This is a genomic window from Streptomyces luteireticuli, from assembly GCF_041519305.1.
Taxonomy (GTDB): domain Bacteria; phylum Actinomycetota; class Actinomycetes; order Streptomycetales; family Streptomycetaceae; genus Streptomyces; species Streptomyces luteireticuli.
The window spans coordinates 6827963-6849153 of sequence record NZ_CP167927.1; the positions used below are offsets into that span (position 1 = coordinate 6827963).

Sequence of the window (21191 nt, forward strand, 5' to 3'; positions counted from 1 at the left end):
ACCTCATCGGGAGGTCCCCCCATGACCCGCTTCCCCCTCCGGATCGGCGCCGCCGCGCTCCTCTCCGTCACCGCGATAGGGCTGAGCCCGGCCGTCGCCCAGGCCGCGGACTGCCCGCCGGGCAAGGCCGTCACCCGGACCGCCCCGCCGAAGTTCGCCGACCGCACGCTGAAGATCTCGTACGACAACGGCTTCGTCTTCCGGCTCGACTTCGACGGCGCCCGTACCGCGCACTGGAAGGTCCTCGCCGGCCAGGACCCCGCCGAGGGCACCGTCAAGGTCGCCCACCGCGAACTCGCCCCCGGCGTCTACCGGCTGAAGTGGACCGAGGCCGACGGCACGACCGTCGAGCAGGTCCAGGACTGGCGGAACCGGACCGTCCGCGCGGTGATCCGGTTCGAGCAGGACGGCAAGCAGCAGCGGCTGGACCTCAAGGGCACCTTCGCGACCGTGTGCTGAAGCCGTTCATTAAGGTGCTTCCGTGAGCGACACGGAGTGGTTGGACGGGGACGAACGACGGGCGTGGCGCGGCTACGTCGCCATGAGCGAGATGCTCGAGGCACGGCTGGGGCAGGATCTGCGCAGGGCCGGGCTGTCGAGCGCCGACTACACCGTCCTCGTCCTGCTCTCGGAAGCGCCGGAACGGCGGCTGGGCCTCGGCGAGCTGGGTGCCGAGGCCCAGTGGTCCAAGAGCCGGGTGTCCCACCAGGTCCGGCGGATGCAGGAGCGCGGACTGGTCGAGCGCACGGGCGACGCGGACGACCCGCGCCGGGCCCGCGCCGTCCTGACCGGGCGCGGGGCCGAGGCCCTGCGCGCCGCGGCCCCGCTGCACGTGGCCGGCGTCCGCCGCTACTTCCTGGACCACCTCACACGCGAACAGCAGGCCCAGCTCGTCGAGATCGCCCGCAGTGTCCTGCCGCACCTGGGGCCGGCCCCGCTGCCCCCGGAGCTGCGGGAGGGCCGGGGAGGGGAAGAAGCATGACAACGGAACCGCGCACCTACATCGTCACCGGCGGCGGAACGGGCATCGGCGCCGCCACCGCCCGGCTGCTCCGCGCCGCCGGGCACCACGTCGTCGTCTCCGGGCGGCGGGCCGGGCCGCTGCGGAGCCTCGCGGAGGAGACGGGCGCCCTCGCCCACCCCTCCGACATCGGCGACCCCGAGGCCGTCCAGGGGCTGGTGGATGCGGCCGTGGCCGCCCACGGGCGGCTCGACGGGCTCGTGCTGAACGCGGGCATCGGACGCAGCGGAGCCGTGGGCGAGCTGTCCGTCGAGGTCTGGGAGGAGGTCATGCGGACCAACGTCACCGGACCGTTCCTGCTGCAACGCGCCGCCCTGCCCCACCTGTTGGAGACCCGCGGCGCCGTCGTCGCGGTCGCGTCGGTGGCCGCGCTGCGCAACGGCGTGGGGAACGCCGCCTACGCGACGTCCAAGGCCGCCCTCCTCCAGCTCTGCCGCTCCCTCGCCGTCGACTACGGGGCGCGGGGGCTGCGGGCCAACGTCGTGTGCCCGAGCTGGGTGCGTACGGAGATGGCCGACGGGCGCATGGCGCGGTTCGCCGCCTCCGAGGGGCTGGGGGAGGGGGACGAGGGGCTCGACGCGGCGTACCGGGAGGCCACCCGGCTGACCCCGGCGGGCCGTCCCGGAGCCCCGGAGGAGGTCGCCGAGGCCGTGGCGTGGCTGCTCTCGCCCGCCGCCTCCTACGTCAACGGGGCGGTGCTCACGGTGGACGGCGGGGTGACGGCGCTCGATCCGGGGACGGCGGCGTTCGGTCTCCGCATCGAGCCGCGGGCGGGCGGGGAGGGCTGAGGCTCCGGGCGCGGATCAGGGGCCGCCGGATCAGGGGCCGCCTTTAGACTCGGTGCATGGACCCTCATGATTCGCCGGACCATTCCCGCGGCGTCGAGGAGGCCGTCGCCGTGCTGAAGGCCGTGGCCGACCCGACGCGTTTCCAGGTGCTGTGGGCGCTGGCGCAGCGCGAGCACTCGGTGGGGCAGCTGGCCGAGATGGTGGAGGCGCACGTGGCGGCGGTGTCGCAGCACCTCGCGCGGCTGCGGACCGCGGGGCTGGTGGTGTCGCGGCGGGAGGGCACGCGGATCTACTACCGGGCGGCCGGGGCGCATGTGCGCACGCTGCTCGAAGGGGCGGTGCTGGCCGCCCGGGCCGAGCCGGAGGGGCCGGGGACGGACGGCGGTACGGGCGGGACGGCCGCCGTGGCCCCGGCGCCCGCCCGGGCCACCGCGCGGCTGCGGCCCCGGGCCGTCAACGGCTAGGGCGTGTCCGGCTAGCGGGCGCCTTCGTCCAGGGCGTACTGCTCGGGCGCCGCGTCGTAGGAGTACAGCTCGGCGTAGCGGCCCCAGTCGGTGGCGGTCTCCAGCTGCTGGGTGACCTGTTCGCTGGTGTAGTGGTGGGCCAGCAGGTCGCGGAAGAAGCCGGCGCGCAGGGTGCCGCCGGTGCGGCGCAGGCTGGTGACGATCAGCTTGACCAGGGGCGCGGCCTCCTGCACCGCCTCCGCGAAGATCGTCTTGGATTCCTGGACGTCGGCGCGGGCGAAGGCCGTGCCGCGCGGGGTGAGGACCAGGTCGCCCTCGCTGATCACGGCGAAGCCCAGCAGGTCCAGGGCGTCCACCTGGGGCAGGAGGTCGTCCACCTCCAGGCCGAGCTCCTCGGCGAGGTCCGCGAGGTCGCAGCGGTTGCCGTGCATGGCGAGGATCTCGGCGAGGCCGGAGAGGCCGTCGACGCTGGCGCCGGGCAGCGGGGTGTTGGCGGGCGTGCGGCGGGCGAGTTCGGGGGAGCGGCCGGGCAGGTGCGGGGCGGTGTCCTTCTCGCGGCCGGTCATCACCTGGTAGATCGCGTCGATCAGGGCGTCGAACTCGGGCGCGTTGCGGTCCCGGGGCCGCTCCAGCGGGACGTCGAAGGCGGCCCGCAGGGTGCCCGGGCGGGAGCCGAGGACGACGACGCGGTCCGCCATCAGCACGGCCTCCTCGATGTTGTGGGTGACCAGCACCACGGCCCGGGTGGGGAACTGGCCCGACGCCCACAGCTCCATCAGCTCGCCGCGCAGGTTCTCGGCGGTGAGGACGTCGAGCGCGGAGAACGGTTCGTCCATCATCAGGACGTCCGGCTCGACCACCAACGCCCGTGCGAAGCCGACGCGTTGGCGCATGCCGCCGGAGAGCTCCTTGGGGTAGGCGGACTCGAAGCCGTCGAGGCCGATGAGGTCGATGGCCTGGAGGGCGGCCGTGGCGCGCTCGGAGGCGGGCACGCCCCGTGCCTCCAGGCCGAGTTCGACGTTCTGCTGGACGGTGAGCCAGGGCAGCAGCGCGAAGGTCTGGAAGACCATGGCCGTTCCGGGGTTGGCGCCGGAGAGGGGCTCGCCGCGGTAGGCGACGGTGCCCGAGGTGGCGGGGATCAGCCCGGCCAGACAGCGCAGCAGCGTGGACTTGCCGGAGCCGGAGCGGCCGAGCAGGGCGACGATCTCGCCGGCGCGCACCTCCAGGTCGATGCCGGCCAGGACGGGGAGTTCGCCGTCGGCCCCGGCGTAGGACTTGGTGACCGCCTCGGCGGTGAGCAGCACCTCGCCGTCGGGGTGCGGCGGCGTCACGGTGCGGATCATGGCAGGGCTCCTTCTCACAGGGAGTAGCGGGTCTCGGCCAGGCGGTAGAGGCGGCGCCAGACCAGCCGGTTGAGGCCGACCACGTACAGGGCCATCACCGCGATGCCGGCGATGAGGTGCGGGTAGTCGCCCCGGGAGGTGGCCCGCGCGATGTAGGCGCCCAGGCCGGTGGCGGTCAGCGTGGTGCCGCCGAAGGTGACGACCTCGGAGACGATCGAGGCGTTCCAGGCGCCGCCAGAGGCGGTGATGCCGCCGGTCACGTACGCCGGGAAGATCCCGGGGATGATGAGACGCTTCCAGCGCTGCCAGCCGCGCACCCCCAGGTCGTCCATGGCCTCGCGCAGGTCGGAGGGGACGGCCGCGGCGCCGGCGATGGTGTTGAAGAGGATGTACCACTGGGCGCCGAGCGCCATCAGCAGCACCCCGCCGATATTGATCGACAGCCCGGTCCGCAGGAAGAACCAGGTGGCCAGCGGGAAGAGGAAGTTGGCGGGGAAGCTCGCCAGGAGCTGGACGAACGGCTGGGCGATCCGGGCCAGTTTCGGCGAGAAGCCGATCCTCACCCCGATCGGCACCCACACCACCGTCGCCACCACCACCAGGACGACGACGCGGGCGAGGGTCGCCAGCCCGAGCAGCAGCGGCTCCCCGAACACCCCCAGGCCCGTACGGGCGTTGAGGTAGCCCAGCAGGTCGAGCACGCCCCAGACGACCAGCCCGCCGGCCACCACGGCGAAGACGAGGTCGCCGGTGCGGCGGCGCGTCCGGTTGACGGCCAGCGGCCGGTCGTCGGTGCCCAGCAGCCGCCCGGCCCGGCCCAGCGCCTCGCCGACGGGGCGCGCCAGCCGGCCGAGCAGCCGCGGCCAGGAGGAGCGGCGGACGAAGTCCAGCACCAGGGAGCGCTGGACGTCGGAGGCCTCGGACTGCTCGTTCTTGAACCGCTCGGCCCAGGCGGTCAGGGGCCGCCAGAAGACGAAGTTCACGCCGATGACCATGACGGTCATGGTGGCGACCGCCCAGCCGATCTTGCCCAGGTCGCCGTCGTGGATGGCGGTGCCGGCGAACGAACCGACGCCCGGCAGCGCGTACTTGTGCCCGGAGACGCTGATCGCCTCCGAGGCCACCAGGAAGAACCAGCCGCCGCCGAAGCTCATCATCCCGTTCCACACCAGCCCGATCGCCCCGGCCGGCAGCTCGATCCGCCAGAAGCGCATCCAGCGGGTGAAGCGGAACGAGCGCGAGACCTCGTCCAGTTCGCGCGGCAGGGTGATGAGCGAGTGGTAGAAGCCGAAGGTCATGTTCCACGCCTGGGAGGTGAAGATGGCGAAGACCGAGGCGCATTCGAGTCCCAGCAGGGAGCCGGGGAAGAGGGAGATGAACCCGGTCACGGCCACCGACAGGAAGCCCAGCACCGGGACGGACTGCAGGATGTCCAGGGCCGGGACCAGTACCCGCTCCAGCCGCCTGCTGCGGGCGGCCGCGTAGGCGTAGCAGAGGGTGAAGACGACGGAGGCGGCCAGCGCGGTGAACATCCGCAGCAGGCTGCGCGCCGCGTAGTACGGCAGCTCGGCGGGGTCGGTGTCCACCTTGACGACCTGCGCCGGGTCGAAGGAGACCGTGACGCCCTTGCCCACCCGCAGCAGCAGGTACAGCCCCACGAGCACCGCCGCGGCCACCACCGCGTCCACCCAGGAGGTGCGGGACAGCCGGCCGGTCAGCCGGGCGGGCAGGGAGGTCCGCCAGGCGGCGGAACGCGACGGGTAGGACACGGGGTGGCTCCTGTTGACGGCGGCGTGCCGTCGCCCCCCGAAGGGGGGTCAGGCGCTGCTGCCCGCGGGGCAGCCGGGGTGGTACGGGTCGGTGCTCACGGCAGTCTCGCTTCGTCGCGCTCCGCCCCCAGTCGAGCACACCCGGAGGGCATTGTCGCGGGCAGTGCTCCGCCGTTCCAGCGCACGCCGCGTACGCCCCGTTCCCCGGAGAGCCGGTCCACCAGGCGTTCCAGGGAGGGGGACGGGCCGTCCAGGGTGAAGTCCACCCGCAGGAGGACGGTGGCGCCGTTGTCGGCCGCGACGACGCGCAGGCCGTCCAGCCTGCCGTCGGCGGAGGCGAAGGCCAGCACGCACAGGGCGCGGACCTTGCCCTCGACGCGGCGGTCGCACAGGGCGTGGAGGGTGCCGGTCACCGGCGCGGGGCGCGGGGCCGGGCGGAGGCGGCGGGGCAGGAGCTTCATGGGACACCTCCCGGGGGTCGGATGTCGGAAAGGAGTTGGGGCGGCGGTCAGTGGGCGCGCGGCCGGGGGCGTGCCGGGGCGCCCGTCGTGTGCAGGACGGGGCTGTCGACGGCGCCGTCGGCGACGCGGCGCAGCGCCGTGCGGAGGGCGGTGCGGAGGGGAGCGCGGAGGCCCGTCGCGGTCGGGTACGGGGTCCGGGGGACGTGGAGGACGGACAGGACGGACATGCTTCGGTCACCTCCGTGGCACGGTGGGGTACGGGACAAGTCCCGCAGGGGGAAGGGGTGTTCCCGGGGCGGCGGCGGTGAGGGGAGGGCCGCCGCCCCGGGCGTTCCGGTGGCGCCTCAGTGGCCCAGGGCCAGCTGCGCGATGCGGACGATCACCAGGACCATGGCCGCGAGCAGGTAGGCGCGCAGGGCGGTGAGGCCGACCTTGCGGCCGGTGGAGATCAGCGGCCTGGGCAGCTCGTCCAGGGGCGGCATGCGCCAGGTGTCCCGGCCGGTGCGGTCCACCGGTCCGGAGAGCGCCCAGCCCTTGCGGCGGCGGCGCGTCTCGGCGTACCCGAGGGCGAGGATGCCCGCGACGCCGCAGACGCCCATGATGTCGAGGATCGCGCCCGAGGTGATGCCGGGGAACACCACGGCCGCGGTCAGGATCACCGACAGGGTGACGAGCACGGCGACGACCACCGAGGTGAAGACGTTCATCGCGCGGCCGTTGACCCAGGGGCCGAGCACGGCCTTGTCGTTGCAGAGCAGCAGCAGGAAGACCGAGGCGGAGGGCAGCAGGACGCCGGCGAGGGTCTGGACGCCCTCGGTGAGCAGGCCGAGCGGGGAGCCCGGAATGACCACGATGATCGCGGCGGCGAGGATCAGGCCGGCGAAGACCGCGTAGAAGCCCTTGGCGCCGCGTACGCCGCGGTGCAGCGAGTGCTTGAGGCCCATCACGTCGCCGATGGCGTAGGCCGTCGAGAGGGAGACGGCGGAGGCGCCGATGATCGAGGCGTCCAGCAGCGCGATGGCGAACAGCACGCCCGCGGTCTTCCCCGCGTACTTCTCCAGTCCGACGGCGACGTCACCGGCGTCGGTGAAGTTGCCGAACTCGGCGTGCCCGGCGAAGGCGGCGGCGCAGAAGCCCATCATGGCCGCCGCGCCGAGGACCACGATCACGATGCCCAGCCACAGATCGGCCTTCTCGTAGCGCATGAACCGGGGGGTGATGCGCTTGTCGATCACGTACGACTGCTGGAAGAACAGCTGCCAGGGGGCCACGGTGGTGCCGACGATCGCGATGATCAGCAGCATGACGTCGGAGAGCTGGGCGCCGTGCGGCATGCCGGGGACGACGAAGTCGTGCGCCATCCGCCCGGTGGACGGGTGGACGAGGAAGTAGACCGGGATCAGCAGCAGCGAGCCCGCGCAGAGCAGGACGGCGGTGCGCTCGAAGCGCCGGAAGGAGCCGGTGGACGCGGCGGCCACCACGATCACCGCGGCCAGCAGCACGCTGGGCACCTTCGGCAGTCCCAGGTAGCCCACGGCCAGGGTGATGCCGATGAACTCCGTCACGATCGTCAGCGCGTTGAGCAGGAAGAGGTCGATGACGGAGAACGCGCCCCAGAACTTCCCGAACCGCTCCAGGATCAGCCGGGCGTGCCCGACGCCGGTGACCGCACCGAGCCGCAGCACCATCTCCTGGTTCACATAGAGCACGGGCACCAGGAGCAGCAGCGTCCACAGCAGCGTGGTGCCGTAGTTCTGCCCGGCCTGGCTGTAGGTGCCGAAGGCGCCGGCGTCGTTGTCGCCGACCATGACGATGAGGCCGGGGCCGATGATCGCGAGGAGCGTCCTGAGCTTGGCGGACAGGCCGCGGCGCGGGGCCGTGTCGTCCATCCTGATGGTGCCGAGGGCGCCGCGGATGTCGCCGACGTGGGCGTCGTCGAGGACGGCGGTGCGGTGCGCCGTCACCGGCGGCGGCGTGGCGGTGGTGGTGAGGTCGGTCATGACAGCCTCCCGGTCCCCCGTCAAAAGGGGAGGTTCAGGGCACGCGGCAGCGATCCCCCCTGCGGGCGGGCAGCACGAGGACCCGGGGCGGTGGATACCGCACGGGTGGGTGCTGGGCGCGGGCGCGCAGGGAAGGTGGTTACCGCGTTCCGGAGGTCAACGAGGACGTGCGGATGCGGGGCCGGATGTGGCCCTGACTACTGTGACTGTGACTGCCATCCATGTCTCTCGCCTCCTCCCGGCCGGGGCGCGCGGGGGCGCCGTACGACACGGCAAGGAGCGGACCGGCCCATGACCGGTTCACCCCAACTCGTCAGAGCTTTGGCACTCCACGGCGTAGTCCCCGCAGGCGGGGCAGCCACTTGGGATCACCCCTTAGGCCGGGGAGACCTGTCCTGAACCTGGGCGTCTCTCGACGTCGTGGGGTCAGTGGCCTGTGTCCGTGAAGACGCCTCACCGAACGAGGTGCCTCATACATCGCTGTTTGCATCGCTGTTGTGAGCACTGCGAACGCTCAGCAGCATAGCGCCGTACTTGCGCGTTGACGCAACTACTTGACACAAGCTTGACCCCGAGGTCTACGGGCTGTGACGGAGCCCGCCCTTCCGGGCCCGGGCCGTTACCGTCGGTTGTCGTACTATGTCTGATGTCGCTGTTGCGTTTTCGGCTGTCTCGCGAGTTTCGATGTGCGGTGAACCAGGCCGGTGAGTGGCGCGGGCGGACCTCTCCGCCCGGCCCGGCAGGTGGCGTCACCAGTTTCCCGGCAGAACGGAAAGCACCTCGTGGACCTGAGCGCGGCCAATAACGCGGGCAACAAGAAGGGGCTCAGCCTCTTCGCCCTGATCATGATCGGGCTGGGGTCCATCTTCGGCTCCGGCTGGCTCTTCGGGGCCGGCCAGGCCGCACAGGTCGCCGGCCCCGCCGCGCTGGTGGCCTGGGTGATCGGCGCGATCTTCATCGGCATGATCGCCATGTCCTACGCCGAGGTCGGCGCCGCCTATCCGCTGCCCGGCGCCATGGCCCGCTTCGGCTCCATCTCGCACGGCCCGGTGCTCGGCTTCGTCACCGGCTGGGCCGTGTGGATCGCCACCGCCTCGCTGATCCCCATCGAGGCCATCGCCGGCACCCAGTACATGTCGTCCTGGAACTACGGCTGGGCCCGCGGCCTGGTCTCGAACGGCAGCCTGAGCGCCACCGGCATCGCCACCGCGCTCGTCCTGACCTTCGCCCTCTGGCTCGCCTGCTACTGGTCGGTCACCCTGCTGGCCCGGGCCAACAACCTGCTGACCCTGGTCAAGTTCGCCATCCCGGTCCTCGCCTGCGGCGCGCTCATCGCCTCCGGCTTCCACACCGGCAACTTCACCTCCCACGGCGGCTTCGCCCCCAACGGCTGGTCCGCGGTGCTCACCGCCGTCACCGCCTCCGGCGTCGTCTTCGCCTTCAACGGCTTCCAGGCCGTCGTCAACCTCGGCGGCACCGCCAAGAACCCCGGCCGCGCCATCCCGCTCGCCCTCGTCGGCGCGCTCTCCCTCGGCCTGGTCATCTACCTCGCGCTGCAGGTCGCCTTCCTCGGCGCCGTGCCCCCCGAGAAGCTCGCCGAGGCCGGCGGCTGGAGCGGCATCAACTTCGCCTCGCCCTTCGCCGACCTCGCCAAGCTGCTGATGCTCCACTGGGTCGTCACCATGCTCCAGTTCGGCGCCTTCATCTCGCCGAACGGCGCCAACATCGGCAACGTCGCCTCCTCCGCCTACCTCGCGCAGAACCTCGCCGAGACCGGCTTCTTCCCCAAGAAGATCGCCGAGGTGCACCCCCGCTACGGTGTCGCCCGCCCCGCGATGTGGCTCAACCTGGGCTTCTCCGTCCTCCTGCTGCTCACCATCGGGCACAGCTGGGAGGCCCTGGCCAGCGTCGTCTCCGCCGCGATGGTCGTCTCCTACCTCATGGGCCCGATCGCCGTCGGCGTCTTCCGGAAGACCAAGCCGCAGCTGCCCCGCCCGTTCAAGCTGCCCGCCGCGGCCGTGCTCTGCCCGGTGACCTTCGCCTTCGCCGCCTGCGCCCTGTACTGGTCGAAGTGGCCCAACACCGGCAAGGTCGCCCTCCTCACCCTGGTCTCCGTGCCGATCGCCGCCGTGGTGCTGCGCCGCAAGGGCGAGAAGAGCCTCGCCCGGCAGTTCGCCCCCGCCTGGTGGATGATCGCCTTCCTGCTCTGGCTGGCCCTGCTGTCCGCGCTCGGCAGCACGGAGTTCGGCGGCCACGGCGTCCTCCCGGGCGGCGTGGACATCGCCCTGGTCGCCCTGTCGTCCGTGGGCTTCTACTACTGGGCCGTACGGGCCGGTGTCCGCGCCCACGAGGCCGGGCTGCCCGGCCCCGACCCGGTCCTCGACGCAGCCGCCGCCGACGCCGCCGTCCCCGGGCCCCGGCAGCCCGAGCCCGCCGGGACCGCCGCCCGCTGACCCGGCGGGGCAGGGCCAGGTGAGCGACACCCCGGCGACGAGATATCTTGATATCAAGCAATGTTGCAAACGTGGAGTGGAGCGGAGCACCCGGTGACTGACTCGACCATCATCTACACGCACACCGACGAGGCGCCGGCGCTGGCGACGCATTCGTTCCTGCCCGTCATCCAGGCCTACGCCTCGACCGCCGGGATCACCGTGGAGAACCGCGACATCTCCCTGGCCGGGCGGATCATCGCGCACTTCCCCGAGTACCTGGAGGAGGGCCAGCGCATCGCCGACGCCCTCGCCGAGCTCGGCGCCCTGGCCAAGACCCCCGGCGCCAACATCATCAAGCTGCCCAACATCTCCGCCTCGATCCCGCAGCTGAAGGCCGCGGTCGCCGAGCTCCAGAGCCAGGGCTACGCGCTGCCGGACTATGTGGACGACCCGAAGACCGACGAGGAGCGCGAGATCCGCGCCCGCTACGACAAGGTCAAGGGCAGCGCCGTCAACCCCGTCCTGCGCGAGGGCAACTCCGACCGCCGCGCCCCCGCGTCGGTCAAGAACTACGCCAAGACGCACCCGCACCGCATGGGCGCCTGGACCCCCGAGTCGAAGACGAACGTCGCCACCATGGGTGAGGACGACTTCGCCTCCACCGAGAAGTCCGCCGTCATCGCCGAGGACACCACCCTCCGCTTCGAGCACGTCGCCGCCGACGGCACCGTCACCGAGCTGCGCAAGCCGCTGGCGGTCATCGCCGGCGAGGTCGTCGACGCCTCCGTGATGCGCGCCGCCGCCCTCAACACCTTCCTCGCCGCGCAGGTCGCCCGCGCCAAGGCCGAGGGCGTGCTGTTCTCCGTGCACCTCAAGGCCACGATGATGAAGGTCTCCGACCCGATCGTCTTCGGCCACGTCGTGCGCGTCTTCTTCCCGAAGACCTTCGCCGCGTACGGCGAGAAGCTCGCCGCCGCCGGCCTCTCCCCGAACGACGGCCTCGGCGCCATCCTGAACGGCCTGGCCGCGCTGCCCGAGGGCGACGAGATCAAGGCGTCCTTCGACGCCGAGCTCGCCGAGGGCCCGGAGCTGGCGATGGTCGACTCCGACAAGGGCATCACCAACCTGCACGTCCCGTCCGACGTCATCGTCGACGCCTCGATGCCGGCCATGATCCGCACCTCCGGCCACATGTGGGGCCCGGACGGCAAGGAGGCCGACACCCTCGCGGTGCTGCCCGACAGCTCGTACTCCGGCGTCTACCAGGTCGTCATCGACGACTGCCGCGCCAACGGCGCCTTCGACCCGGCCACGATGGGCTCCGTCCCCAACGTCGGCCTCATGGCCCAGAAGGCCGAGGAGTACGGCTCCCACGACAAGACCTTCGAGATCGCGGCCGCCGGTACGGTCCGCCTCGTCGACGCGGCCGGCAACGTCGTTCTGGAGCAGGCCGTCTCCGAGGGCGACATCTTCCGCGCCTGCCAGACCAAGGACCTGCCGGTCCAGGACTGGGTCAAGCTCGCCGTCACCCGCGCCCGCGCCACCGGCGCCCCGGCCGTCTTCTGGCTGGACGAGAACCGCGCCCACGACGCCCAGCTGATCGCCAAGGTCCGGCAGTACCTGCCGCAGCACGACACCGAGGGCCTGGAGATCAAGATCCTGTCCCCGGTCGAGGCCACCAAGTTCTCCCTGGAGCGCATCCGCCGCGGCGAGGACACCATCTCGGTCACCGGCAACGTCCTGCGCGACTACCTGACCGACCTCTTCCCGATCCTGGAGCTGGGCACCAGCGCCAAGATGCTCTCCGTCGTCCCGCTGATGGCCGGCGGCGGCCTCTTCGAGACGGGCGCCGGCGGCTCCGCCCCGAAGCACGTCCAGCAGCTGGTCAAGGAGAACTACCTGCGCTGGGACAGCCTCGGCGAGTTCTTCGCCCTGGCCGCCAGCTTCGAGCACCTCGCGCAGACCACCGGCAACGCCCGCGCCCAGGTCCTCGCCGACACCCTCGACCGCGCCACGGCGACCTTCCTCAACGAGGACAAGTCGCCCACCCGTCGCGTCGGCGGCATCGACAACCGCGGCAGCCACTTCTACCTGTCCCTGTACTGGGCCCAGGAGCTGGCCGGGCAGACCGTCGACGCCGACCTGGCCAAGGCGTTCGCCCCGCTCGCGGAGACCCTGACCGCGCAGGAGGGGAAGATCGTCGACGAGCTCATCGCCGTCCAGGGCTCCCCGGCCGACATCGGCGGCTACTACCAGCCCGACCCGGCCAAGGCGGCCGCGGTCATGCGCCCGTCGCAGACGTTCAACGCGGCGATCGCGTCGCTCGTCTGACGGAGCCTGACGGACCGTCGGTTTTCCGCCCCGGTCGGCCTCGTGCCGGCCGGGGCGGTTCCGTCTCTACGGGGCCGGCCTGCGCGCCAGCAGGAAGCCCTGCGGCGTCACCTCGAACGCGGCCGTGTCCTGCGGCTCGCGCACCATCCGGGTGTGCACCTCCAGCCCGGCCCGGCACAGCATCTCCGCGATCTCGTCCGGCTGCAGCCGGTGGAAGTCCAGCGCTATCGGGCGGCCGAACCCCTCCGTGCGGTGCGACGTCTCGTCGCCCACCTGGAAGCCGAGCAGCACCTGTCCGCCCGGCGCGAGCACCCGGTGGAACTCCGCGAAGACCCGCGGCCGTTGCTCCCTCGGCACATGGATGACCGAGTACCAGGCCAGCAGCCCGCCGAGCGAGCCGTCCGGTACGTCCAGTTCGAGCATCGAGCCGACGTCGAAGCGCAGGTGCGGGTGGTCGCGACGGGCGATCTCGATCATTCCGGGGGAGAGGTCGACTCCCGACACCGCCGTCCCCAGCCCGGCCAGATGGGCCGTCACCCGGCCGGTGCCGCACCCGACGTCGAGGACGGGGCCACTGTCCCGTACCAGCTCGGCGAAGCCGGAGAGCAGCGCGCGCTCCAGGGGCTTGGACGCGAGCTCGTCGCGGAAGCGGTCGGCGTAGTCGGCGGCGATGGTGTCGTACGACGTGCGGGTGGTGCGGAGGAAGTCGGGTTCGGTCATGGTCGTGACCGTATCCCGTACGGGGGCAGGGGGGCGCCCGGGCTCCGCGTGAAGGATTCACGCCGCTCCCGTGAGGATGCCACTCCCCGGGGGGCCGTTCCTTTGATGGGATGAGTCCCGCACTCGAACGGCGTTGTCGGCCAGAGGAATTCATGCGCGAGTTCCGGCATCGCAGTTGACGATGATGTCTACGTCCTTGGAGGACGAAGCAATGGATCCGGTCGCGGGATTGGTATTCGGCGTAGGCCTGCTCACGCTGGGCGCGCTGATCCACTACATGAAGAACCAAGTGGCGAGCGGAAACATCCGGCGCAACTCGGTGATCGGCATCCGGACCAAGGCGACGATGTCCTCGGACAGCGCCTGGGAGGCCGGGCACGCCGCGGCGACCCCGATGCTGACGGTGACCTGCCTGACCGCCTATGCGGTGGGTGCGACCACCTTGGCGATCGGCCTGGCGCTGATGCTGGGCGACACCAGGAATCCGGCGGTCATCATCGTCCCGCTGATCGGAATCGGCGCGGTTCTCGCGCTGCTCACGGCAGCGTCGGTCAAGGCGAATTCGGCTGCGCGCGCAGCGACTCGTGAGAAATAGGCAGTTCGGCGCGGGCTGGACTGCATCACATGTCAGGGGAGGACATCGTGAAGTTCACATCCAGGAACATCATTGCCACCGTGGTGGCGAGCTCCATCATCGCGGTGGGCGGCGTCGCCGCCCAGAGCGCCGTTGCCGCCGACGGCCGCGCGGTTTCCGCGCCGGGCAAGGCGCAGCTCAAGGAGGCGGCGAAGGAGACGGCCAAGTACAGCGACACGGAGCTGCTGCAGCTGCTCCTCGCCGCCCAGGGCCCGATCGCGGACGCGCATCCCGAGCTGAAGCGGATGCTCGGATTCAACGCCTCCAAGCCGCAGACCGATCAAGCGGCGCTGAAGAAGGTCATCAAGGGGTACCTGGCCGCCCACCCCGAGTTCCACAAGAAAATGGCGGTTCCGTTCCATTCCGGTGACCCGGTGCGCGTCGACGCCGCGCTCCGCGACTTCTCGGTGACCTTCAACGACTTCCTCAAGAAGAACGGTCAGCCGGTGAACACCGGCAAGGCCCAGGTGCGGGCCGCCGGCTGGTTCTACATGGGCGCGTACGTGGCCATCTATGTGAACGCCCTGGGAGCCGCCAACGCGGCTGTGTACACGAACGCCGGAGTCGCCACCAACGCCCTCGCCACCCTCGTGGTCGTCACGTGGTACCTCGAGGACGGCAAGCCGAGCGGTTCGGGCATCGAGCGCGACGCGTTCGTCGGCGCTCTGACCAACGCGCTGACGTGAGTCGCGGCCCGGCGACCACCGAGCAGAACGCCGACGAGCCGACCCCTGGGGGGAGGGACCCCGAGTCGATTCGCTCGATATCAGGTCTGGTCTCTGCCGCGGGCGGCATTCTCCTGGTCGGAGCTCTGCTGGCCGGTTCAATCTTCTTCTCCCTTCCGAGCAATGTGCTTTCCACGCGTGACGGGGGTGATCTCCGGGCGCTGTCGGCGAGGTTCCTGCCCCAGAGTTGGGCCTTCTTCACAAAACCTCCGAGCGATCCCGAGTTCGTTCCCTACACCGTGTCCGGTGATGGTGTCGCCTATGCGTCGCGACTGCCGAATTCGCGCGCCGACAATCTCTACGGACTGACGCGGCGTCAGCGTGCGCAAGGTCCGGAGGTCGCCAACATGGCGAACCAGGTGCGGGAGTGGAAGGACTGCGAGGAGCTGGAGGGGGATTGCCCGGCCGTGGTCGCCGGGTCCTCGGCGCCCGTCTCCGTCACCAATCCGTCCCCGGTGCCGACTCTTTGCGGGCGGTTGGTACTCGTGGAGACGAGGCCCGTCCCGTGGAAGTTCCGCGACAAGTACAAAGGTTGGCGCCTCGACAAGAAGGCCGCTCTTGTGGAGGCGAAGTGTACGCGAAACGACTAGCCGTGCTGATGGAGCGATCCGTCCGGCGTTTTCCTGCCGAGTCCCGGGCTCTCGGGGTGGGCAGATCGATGATCGCGCTTGCCCAGGCGTCGATCCTGATCTTTACGCCGGCATCGCATCTCTTCGTCCCGGTGGGCGGGGATGAGATCAAGGTCGACTGCTCGACCTCGGCCCAGGCCATGTCGCTGTACTGCCTGGCGGACTCCACGGACCGGCAGCTCCTCAACTTCGTTGTTCTGGCGCTGCTTCTGGTCGTCGCGAGCGGGATCCTGCCCCGGTATACGACCGTGCTGCATTTCTGGGCATCGCTCTCCATCGGCCAGTCGGTATCGCTGCCCGACGGCGGCGATGCCGTCGCGCAGGTCGTCACCTTCTTCCTCATCCTGGCCTGTGCCAATGACAGGCGGACGTGGCATTGGCAACGACCCGGTGGTGAAGAGCGGAAGGGGTCGGTCTGGCAGGGGATCGCCTGGGCCGGCTGGTGGGGCGTGCGACTCCAGGTCGCGTACATCTATCTCGACAGCGCCCTGGCGAAACTGTCCGTCGGCCCGTGGTCGGAAGGCAGCGCGACCTATTACGTCGCGCGTATGGAGAACTTCGGGGCGTCCGGCCTGTTCGCCGATCTGTTCCGCTGGTCGACGAGCATCACTCTGCTCGCCCTCCTGTCCGCATGGGGAGCGATGTTCGCGGAGTGCATGATCGCGCTGCTGCTGTTGCGGCGCGGGTCCCGGCAGGCGGTGGCCGCGCTGGTGAGCGCAGGCCTCCACGTGCTGATCATCCTTCAGCTCGGGATCGTCTCCTTCGGGTTCATCATGGTGGGGGCGGTCGTCTGCGCGGCGTCCCGGGGTCTGGACGTGAACGTCCCGCGGTTGAAGGGCCTGTTGGCGCGCACCCGCGGCTCCGCCCGGGAAGACCACCCGTCCGCGCCGGCGGATCCCGAACCGGCGAACAGGACCGACGCGGTGGCGATCGGTTCGTAGCAGGAGAGCAGGCCGACAAGGCCCCTGTGCAGGTGAGCCCCTGTGCCCCATCGGCACAGGGGCCTTGTGCGACGCAATCCGGTCAGCGGCGGACGGTCAGCATCAGCGCCGGCGAGGAGCGCCAGCCGCCGCCCGGGTGCCCGACCAGGTAACTGACCCGGATGGTCCCGGGCATGGAGCGTCCGATGGTGAACAGGGTGCTCCGGCCCACCTCGTCGGCTCCGACCACCCTCCGGTCGACCAGCGAGGTGCGCAGCACCCCGGTGTCCCAGCGGAGTTGGACCTCGTCGCCGCGGGTCATCCGCGGATACGGCTCGATGCGCACGATGAGCCCCGACGATCCGTTCAGCACGACGACGCCGTCCACCGCTCCGTCGACCGAGGGAGCGGCCAGCTGCGCAACAGATGCATCACTCATGTCCTGTTGTCCTGTCCTCATGCGGGTGTGCGGTGACTTCCGGCCAGGGGCGGGGAGCAGACCGTAGTCCCTTCCGGCGGTGCGTGCCAGACCGGCGGCCGCGGAGGAGGACGGAGCCGCGACGGTCGTGGGACGGTCGTGGGGCGGGGAGGCCGTGCGGTGGCCCGTGCCGCCCGGCTCCGGGCGGCTGGTGTACGCCGTCCCGGACACGCCCGCGTCGCGCTCCCGTACGCCGTGCGGAGGGCCAGGTCGTGGCCCGGCGCACGGAAGGCGTACGTCGGGGGGACTCCGCCCGCCGGGGGCGGAGCGCGCGTCAGGCCGGTCCCGCTCCCGCGGCCAGTGTCGCCGGCGCGTAGCCGAGGTCCGGCGGGACGGGGACGCCCAGCGAGCGGGCGATCGGCACGATCATCGCCAGGTGGTGGACGGCGTGGTGGGAGACGAAGAGCAGCTCCCGGCCGACGGTCGAACGGGTGCGGGCCAGCGCGCCGTCGGCGCCGACGACGGTGACGACCTCCACGGGACAGCCGAGGTCGCGCGGGGGCATGGTGCGCACGCGGGTCCGGAGGTTGGCCAGACGGGCCAGCGCCGCGCGGCGGTCGTGCTCCAGGACGCCGCCGCGGGTGCGCCGGTCGTAGTCGACGGTGCCGCTGTCCGCGCCGGCGAGGATCGCGGAGTAGTGGTCCACGCAGTGGCGCACATGGGGGGCGATGCCACTGGCGTCCCGGGGGCGGTGGAGGTACTGCGCGTCAGTGAGTATGCCCACCAACTCCTCCATCCGGAGCAGCTGTTCGGCGGAACGTTCGGTGACCGTGGCCGTGGGATCGTTCAACGATCGTGCTCGCTTTCTTCCGGGACAAGCGGAACAAGCTACCCACGGTAGTGCCCCGCTCACGGCGGACGGAGAGGTTCCGTGCCGGTGGGCGGGGCGTACGGGACTATGCCAGGCGCTTCAGGACGTCGATCACCGTGCGGCACGCCTCCGCGCCGGGCTCGATGGGCGTGTAATGGCCGGTTCCGGGGAGAAGGAGCAGCTCGGCATCGGTGTGCGCCGCCGCGTACGCCGCCGACTGCGCCGGCGGAACCTCCTCGTCCGCCTCGCCGTGCAGCAGGACCGTCGGCACCCCGGTGGTGCCCGCGGTCCGCACCAGCGAGAGCGGGTCGGCCAGAGGGAGGCGGTCCGGTACGAGGCCGGTCCCGCCCAGGAGTTGGAGGGCGGCGTCGTCGCTCAGACCGTCACGGACCGTGGCGGCGAGGTCGGCGACCGGCGCCAGGGCCAGGACCGCCGAGGGCAGGTCCCGGGTGAACCAGGGCGAGTCCGGGGGCAGCAGCCCCCGCGCCCCCGCCCACAGCGCGAGGTGCCCGCCCGAGCTGTGCCCGGCCAGGACGTACGGGCGCCCGCCCGGGATCGTGTCCAGGGCCAGCGCGACGTCGTCGAAGGTCTCCGGGTACCCGCCGGACCCGCCCGAGAGGCGGAAGCCGGGCAGCGCGACGGTGAAGCCGTGCTGCGCCAAGTGGGCCGCCAGCGGCGTCAGATGCGTGCGGTCGTAGCGCCAGAAGCCGCCGTGCAGCAGCACCACCAGGGGGCCCTCGCCCGGCCACAGGTCGTACTCCTGCTCCGGACGGCCGCCGTACCGGCCGCGCCCGGGGGGTGCCACCGGGGCGAGGCCGAGCACCCGCCGCTCCTCCTCCCGGCCGGACTCAGACATGGCTGCGGGCCGTCTCCTCCTGGAGCGCGGCCACGATCGCCGCCACCAGCGGCGCCGGGTCCGGCTGGAAGTAGAAGTGGCCGCCGGACAGCGTCCGCACCCCCCGGAACAGGGTCGTCCGGGCCGCCCAGGTGTGCATCAGGTGCGGGAAGGCGTAGGGGTCCTCGGCCCCGGCGAAGACCGAGAGCGGAACGGGCAGCGGGGCGGCGTCGGCACGCGGCCGCCAGCACTCGGCCAGGCGCAGGTCGGCGCGGAGGACGGGCTCGATCATCCGCCAGAGCTCGGGGTGTTCCAGGGTCTCGCGCGGGGTGCCGCCCAGGGCGACGACGGCCTCCAGCAGTTCGGGGTCGGGGAGGCCGAACCGCTGCTCGGGGCGCGGGTGGTGCTCGGGCGGGTTGATGGCGGACAGGCCCAGCCAGCGGGGGAGCGGCAGACCGCGGTCGCGGAGGGCGAGGGTCAGTTCGTAGGAGGTGATGGCGCCCATGCTGTGGCCGAAGAGGGCGTAAGGGGAGTCGAGATGGGGCCGGAGGTCGTCGAGGAACGTTTCCGCGAGTTCGGCCGCCGAGGTGTGCGGCCGCCCGGGACGGGTGGCCCGGCCCGGGGCCTCCATCAGGCACAGCTCCCAGTCCGGCGGCAGGAGGCCGGCCCACGCCCGGTAGGGGACGTGCGAACCGCCGGCGTGGTGGAGGACGAAGAGGCGCAGCCGGGCGCCCGGGACGGGGCGGGGGCGGATGATCGGGTCGGTGCTCACGGTGCGAGCGTACTGAGCGGGCGGGCGAGGAGTGCGGGCCGGGGCCCCCATGGCTGCCGGCCGGGCGCCGGCCGGGGCCTGATGGGTGCCGGCCGGGGCCCCGCGGACGTCAACCGGCCGCCTACAGTGGCCGGATGGAGAAGACCTTAACCACCGAGGCACCGTTCCCCACCACCGAGGCCCCGTCCGTCACCACCGACGCGTCGGCCGCCTGTTTCCCCGAGCACCTGCCCGCCGCGCTGACGGAGATCATGCAGGGGCACGGCTGCGTCCCCGACGCCCTGTACGCCAAGCTCGGCATGGAGGTGACCGAGGCGAGCGCCGAACGGGTCGCCGGGTCCATGCCGGTGGCGGGCAACACCCAGCCGTACAGCATGCTGCACGGCGGGGCGTCGCTGGCCTTCGCCGAGACGCTGGCCTCGATCGGCGCCGTGCTGCACGCCGGTCCGTCGCGCGTCGCCTACGGGGCGGAGGTGAGCGCCACGCACCACCGGGCCGCGCGTTCCGGCACGGTGCACGGTGAAGCGGTGGCGCTGCACCGGGGGTTGGGCTCGGTCACCTACGACGTGGCGATCCGTGACGACAAGGGACGCCGGCTGTGCAGCGCGCGGGTGACCTGCGGGGTGCGCCAGCGGTAGCGCTGCGCTGGCTGCGATGGGGTGTCGGTCGGCTGCGGCGCCGTCGTGGCTGGGCGCGCAGTTCCCCGCGCCCCTTATGGGGCGCGGCACTGCACCGGACTTCGACAATCCCGCTCAGCTCTTGGAGGGCTCCGAAGCGGGCGCCGCCTGTGCGGGGGCGCCCGCCGCCGTCTTCCGGCCCCGTCCGCCGCGCAGCGAGAAGCCCATGACGGCGAGGGTGAGTACCTGGAGGCCGAGCCCGGTCAGGCCGAGGGCGAACGCGCCGTGGCCGAGGACGAGTCCGCCGGCGAGGCTGCCGAGCGCCTGGCCGGCGTAGACGGCCGAGCCGGACAGCGAGAGCACCACCTGGGTGTGCTCCCCGCCGGCGTTGACCAGCCGCTTCTGCTGGGCAGGGTTGACGGTCCAGCCGATGAGCGACCACAGGACGGTCAGCGCGAACAGGCAGACGACGGTGGTGGCGTTGTCGCCGCCGTAGCGCGCGAGGACGGCGAGCAGCCCCATGACGCCGACGAGGAGGGTCGTGGAGAGCACCGCGATCCGCTGCGGGGGGAAGTGGTCGATCAGCCAGCCGGCCGCGAAGTTGGAGACCACGCCGCACACGCCGTAGACCAGGTAGACCCAGGTGAGGGCGCCGCCGTCGATACCGGCGGTCTTGTCGACGAACCAGGCCAGATAGGCGTAGAGCCCGAACATCGCGGCATAGGTCATCAGGCTGCCGAGCAGGATCGACGGCACGCCGGGCAGGACGGCGGCGCGGGCGCGCGCGGCGAGGGAGGCGACGCCGGCGGACGGCACGGCGGGCAGGGCGCGGGCGAGGCCGACCAGGGCGACGAGGCTGAGCGCGGCGACGAAGACGAACGCGGCCCGCCAGTTCACGAAGTTGGCGATGACGGTGCCCAGGGGGACGCCGAGGGCGCTGGCGAGGGTGAGGCCGCCGAGGATGGCGGTCAGGGCGCGGCCGCGTTCGGCGGGGGCGACGATGGTCGCGGCGCTGGACGAGGCGGAGGGCATGTACATCGCGGCCGAGAGGGCGGCGAGCACCCGGGCGACCATCATCACGGTGTAGTCGGTGGCGGCCGCGGCCAGCAGGTTGGCCAGGACGAAGCCGACCAGGGAGTACATGAGGACCCTGCGGCGGTCGAGGCTGCCGGTGCCGACGGCCAGTAAGGGCCCGGCGACGGCGTAGACGGCGGCGAAGACGGTGATCAGCAGGCCGGCGGTGCCCACGGACACCCCGAGGTCGTCACCGACCTCGGGCAGCACGCCGCTGACGAGGAAGGCGTCGGTGCCCAGCGTGAACGACCCCAGGGTCATGAGCAGGACCGGCCGGCGCGCCGGCGGGCTGGGGAACACCGCATTGATCATGCGCGTACTCAACGAGTCCTCCAGAAGGGGCGGGAGCGCGCTCCGGACGGAG

General features: G+C 71.9%; 22 protein-coding genes and 1 riboswitch. Of the genes, 11 read left to right on the top strand and 11 right to left on the bottom strand.

The window, feature by feature from the left end:
• The first annotated feature begins 21 nt into the window (after window positions 1-21).
• The 4 genes from AB8735_RS30670 to AB8735_RS30685 are packed head-to-tail and all read left to right on the top strand — an operon-like array spanning window position 22 to window position 2273.
• On the top strand, window positions 22-459 hold the full coding sequence (locus AB8735_RS30670) for a MoaF N-terminal domain-containing protein (RefSeq protein WP_372410808.1): 438 nt from the start codon (window positions 22-24) through the stop codon (window positions 457-459).
• Between the two features lie 22 nt (window positions 460-481).
• A complete protein-coding gene (locus AB8735_RS30675; RefSeq protein ID WP_344021882.1) occupies window positions 482-982 on the top strand; it encodes a MarR family winged helix-turn-helix transcriptional regulator in 501 nt (166 codons plus the stop codon).
• Window positions 979-1809 (top strand): SDR family oxidoreductase, encoded by an 831-nt coding sequence (locus tag AB8735_RS30680; RefSeq protein ID WP_344021884.1) that lies wholly within the window; start codon window positions 979-981, stop codon window positions 1807-1809. The genes AB8735_RS30675 and AB8735_RS30680 overlap by 4 nt, the downstream gene beginning before the upstream one ends.
• 56 nt (window positions 1810-1865) lie before the next feature.
• Window positions 1866-2273 carry an ArsR/SmtB family transcription factor gene (locus tag AB8735_RS30685; RefSeq protein ID WP_372410809.1) on the top strand — a complete coding sequence of 136 codons (408 nt, stop codon included), beginning with the start codon at window positions 1866-1868 and terminating at the stop codon, window positions 2271-2273.
• A gap of 11 nt (window positions 2274-2284) precedes the next feature.
• Here the strand turns inward: AB8735_RS30685 and AB8735_RS30690 are convergent, their stop codons facing one another.
• From AB8735_RS30690 to AB8735_RS30710, 5 genes are all read right to left on the bottom strand, one after another.
• A complete protein-coding gene (locus AB8735_RS30690) occupies window positions 2285-3616 on the bottom strand; it encodes a nitrate/sulfonate/bicarbonate ABC transporter ATP-binding protein (protein ID WP_344021888.1) in 1332 nt (443 codons plus the stop codon).
• A gap of 14 nt (window positions 3617-3630) precedes the next feature.
• A complete protein-coding gene (locus AB8735_RS30695) occupies window positions 3631-5322 on the bottom strand; it encodes an ABC transporter permease (RefSeq protein WP_372411945.1) in 1692 nt (563 codons plus the stop codon).
• Window positions 5323-5480: 158 nt separating this feature from the next.
• On the bottom strand, window positions 5481-5846 hold the full coding sequence (locus tag AB8735_RS30700; protein ID WP_372410811.1) for a hypothetical protein: 366 nt from the start codon (window positions 5844-5846) through the stop codon (window positions 5481-5483).
• A gap of 47 nt (window positions 5847-5893) precedes the next feature.
• Entirely contained in the window at window positions 5894-6073 is a 180-nt protein-coding gene (locus AB8735_RS30705; protein ID WP_372410813.1) for a hypothetical protein, read from the bottom strand.
• A gap of 117 nt (window positions 6074-6190) precedes the next feature.
• Window positions 6191-7846, bottom strand: a complete 1656-nt coding sequence (locus AB8735_RS30710; protein ID WP_344021896.1) for an NRAMP family divalent metal transporter — start codon at window positions 7844-7846, stop codon at window positions 6191-6193.
• A 297-nt stretch (window positions 7847-8143) separates the two neighbouring features.
• Window positions 8144-8318, bottom strand: a riboswitch (M-box (ykoK) riboswitch).
• 310 nt (window positions 8319-8628) lie between these two features.
• On the opposite strand from AB8735_RS30710, the gene AB8735_RS30715 reads away from it, so the two are divergent.
• Together AB8735_RS30715 and AB8735_RS30720 are read left to right on the top strand one after the other, a co-directional pair.
• A complete protein-coding gene (locus AB8735_RS30715) occupies window positions 8629-10299 on the top strand; it encodes an APC family permease (protein ID WP_372410814.1) in 1671 nt (556 codons plus the stop codon).
• Between the two features lie 93 nt (window positions 10300-10392).
• Window positions 10393-12612 carry an NADP-dependent isocitrate dehydrogenase gene (locus tag AB8735_RS30720; protein WP_372410815.1) on the top strand — a complete coding sequence of 740 codons (2220 nt, stop codon included), beginning with the start codon at window positions 10393-10395 and terminating at the stop codon, window positions 12610-12612.
• Window positions 12613-12678: 66 nt separating this feature from the next.
• Here AB8735_RS30720 and AB8735_RS30725 read toward each other — a convergent pair whose 3' ends face one another.
• Window positions 12679-13332 (bottom strand): class I SAM-dependent methyltransferase, encoded by a 654-nt coding sequence (locus AB8735_RS30725; protein ID WP_372410816.1) that lies wholly within the window; start codon window positions 13330-13332, stop codon window positions 12679-12681.
• 211 nt (window positions 13333-13543) lie between these two features.
• On the opposite strand from AB8735_RS30725, the gene AB8735_RS30730 reads away from it, so the two are divergent.
• The 4 genes from AB8735_RS30730 to AB8735_RS30745 are packed head-to-tail and all read left to right on the top strand — an operon-like array spanning window position 13544 to window position 16261.
• Entirely contained in the window at window positions 13544-13927 is a 384-nt protein-coding gene (locus AB8735_RS30730; protein ID WP_372410817.1) for an SdpI family protein, read from the top strand.
• Window positions 13928-13974: 47 nt separating this feature from the next.
• On the top strand, window positions 13975-14652 hold the full coding sequence (locus AB8735_RS30735) for a hypothetical protein (protein ID WP_372410818.1): 678 nt from the start codon (window positions 13975-13977) through the stop codon (window positions 14650-14652).
• Complete coding sequence (locus AB8735_RS30740) at window positions 14649-15281, top strand: SdpA family antimicrobial peptide system protein (RefSeq protein ID WP_372410820.1); 633 nt, start codon at window positions 14649-14651, stop codon at window positions 15279-15281. Before AB8735_RS30735 ends, AB8735_RS30740 begins: the two co-directional genes overlap by 4 nt.
• Before the next feature lie 8 nt (window positions 15282-15289).
• Complete coding sequence (locus tag AB8735_RS30745; RefSeq protein ID WP_344022303.1) at window positions 15290-16261, top strand: sporulation-delaying protein SdpB family protein; 972 nt, start codon at window positions 15290-15292, stop codon at window positions 16259-16261.
• A gap of 82 nt (window positions 16262-16343) precedes the next feature.
• Here the strand turns inward: AB8735_RS30745 and AB8735_RS30750 are convergent, their stop codons facing one another.
• The 4 genes from AB8735_RS30750 to AB8735_RS30765 form a co-directional block, all read right to left on the bottom strand.
• The gene (locus AB8735_RS30750) at window positions 16344-16679 is read right to left on the bottom strand and encodes a hypothetical protein (RefSeq protein ID WP_344021911.1); all 336 of its coding nucleotides are present in this window, start codon (window positions 16677-16679) and stop codon (window positions 16344-16346) included.
• A gap of 313 nt (window positions 16680-16992) precedes the next feature.
• Window positions 16993-17508, bottom strand: a complete 516-nt coding sequence (locus tag AB8735_RS30755) for a DinB family protein (protein WP_344021913.1) — start codon at window positions 17506-17508, stop codon at window positions 16993-16995.
• Between the two features lie 106 nt (window positions 17509-17614).
• Window positions 17615-18385 carry an alpha/beta fold hydrolase gene (locus AB8735_RS30760; protein WP_344021915.1) on the bottom strand — a complete coding sequence of 257 codons (771 nt, stop codon included), beginning with the start codon at window positions 18383-18385 and terminating at the stop codon, window positions 17615-17617.
• Window positions 18378-19136 carry an alpha/beta fold hydrolase gene (locus AB8735_RS30765; RefSeq protein WP_344021917.1) on the bottom strand — a complete coding sequence of 253 codons (759 nt, stop codon included), beginning with the start codon at window positions 19134-19136 and terminating at the stop codon, window positions 18378-18380. Before AB8735_RS30765 ends, AB8735_RS30760 begins: the two co-directional genes overlap by 8 nt.
• 134 nt (window positions 19137-19270) lie before the next feature.
• On the opposite strand from AB8735_RS30765, the gene AB8735_RS30770 reads away from it, so the two are divergent.
• Entirely contained in the window at window positions 19271-19774 is a 504-nt protein-coding gene (locus AB8735_RS30770; protein WP_372410822.1) for a hotdog fold thioesterase, read from the top strand.
• A gap of 114 nt (window positions 19775-19888) precedes the next feature.
• Here AB8735_RS30770 and AB8735_RS30775 read toward each other — a convergent pair whose 3' ends face one another.
• Complete coding sequence (locus AB8735_RS30775) at window positions 19889-21139, bottom strand: MFS transporter (RefSeq protein ID WP_372410823.1); 1251 nt, start codon at window positions 21137-21139, stop codon at window positions 19889-19891.
• Between the last annotated feature and the right edge of the window lie 52 nt (window positions 21140-21191).

Excerpts from the sequence above, each read along its gene's own strand:
- AB8735_RS30670 (WP_372410808.1), top strand. The coding sequence starts at position 22 with ATGACCCGCTTCCCCCTCCGGATCGGCGCCGCCGCGCTCCTCTCCGTC.
- AB8735_RS30745 (WP_344022303.1), top strand. The coding sequence starts at position 15,290 with ATGGAGCGATCCGTCCGGCGTTTTCCTGCCGAGTCCCGGGCTCTCGGG.
- AB8735_RS30710 (WP_344021896.1), bottom strand. The coding sequence starts at position 7,846 with ATGACCGACCTCACCACCACCGCCACGCCGCCGCCGGTGACGGCGCAC.
- AB8735_RS30680 (WP_344021884.1), top strand. The coding sequence starts at position 979 with ATGACAACGGAACCGCGCACCTACATCGTCACCGGCGGCGGAACGGGC.
- AB8735_RS30750 (WP_344021911.1), bottom strand. The coding sequence starts at position 16,679 with ATGAGTGATGCATCTGTTGCGCAGCTGGCCGCTCCCTCGGTCGACGGA.
- AB8735_RS30770 (WP_372410822.1), top strand. The coding sequence starts at position 19,271 with ATGGAGAAGACCTTAACCACCGAGGCACCGTTCCCCACCACCGAGGCC.
- AB8735_RS30705 (WP_372410813.1), bottom strand. The coding sequence starts at position 6,073 with ATGTCCGTCCTGTCCGTCCTCCACGTCCCCCGGACCCCGTACCCGACC.
- AB8735_RS30690 (WP_344021888.1), bottom strand. The coding sequence starts at position 3,616 with ATGATCCGCACCGTGACGCCGCCGCACCCCGACGGCGAGGTGCTGCTC.
- AB8735_RS30760 (WP_344021915.1), bottom strand. The coding sequence starts at position 18,385 with ATGTCTGAGTCCGGCCGGGAGGAGGAGCGGCGGGTGCTCGGCCTCGCC.
- AB8735_RS30725 (WP_372410816.1), bottom strand. The coding sequence starts at position 13,332 with ATGACCGAACCCGACTTCCTCCGCACCACCCGCACGTCGTACGACACC.
- AB8735_RS30685 (WP_372410809.1), top strand. The coding sequence starts at position 1,866 with ATGGACCCTCATGATTCGCCGGACCATTCCCGCGGCGTCGAGGAGGCC.
- AB8735_RS30730 (WP_372410817.1), top strand. The coding sequence starts at position 13,544 with ATGGATCCGGTCGCGGGATTGGTATTCGGCGTAGGCCTGCTCACGCTG.
- AB8735_RS30775 (WP_372410823.1), bottom strand. The coding sequence starts at position 21,139 with ATGATCAATGCGGTGTTCCCCAGCCCGCCGGCGCGCCGGCCGGTCCTG.
- AB8735_RS30700 (WP_372410811.1), bottom strand. The coding sequence starts at position 5,846 with ATGAAGCTCCTGCCCCGCCGCCTCCGCCCGGCCCCGCGCCCCGCGCCG.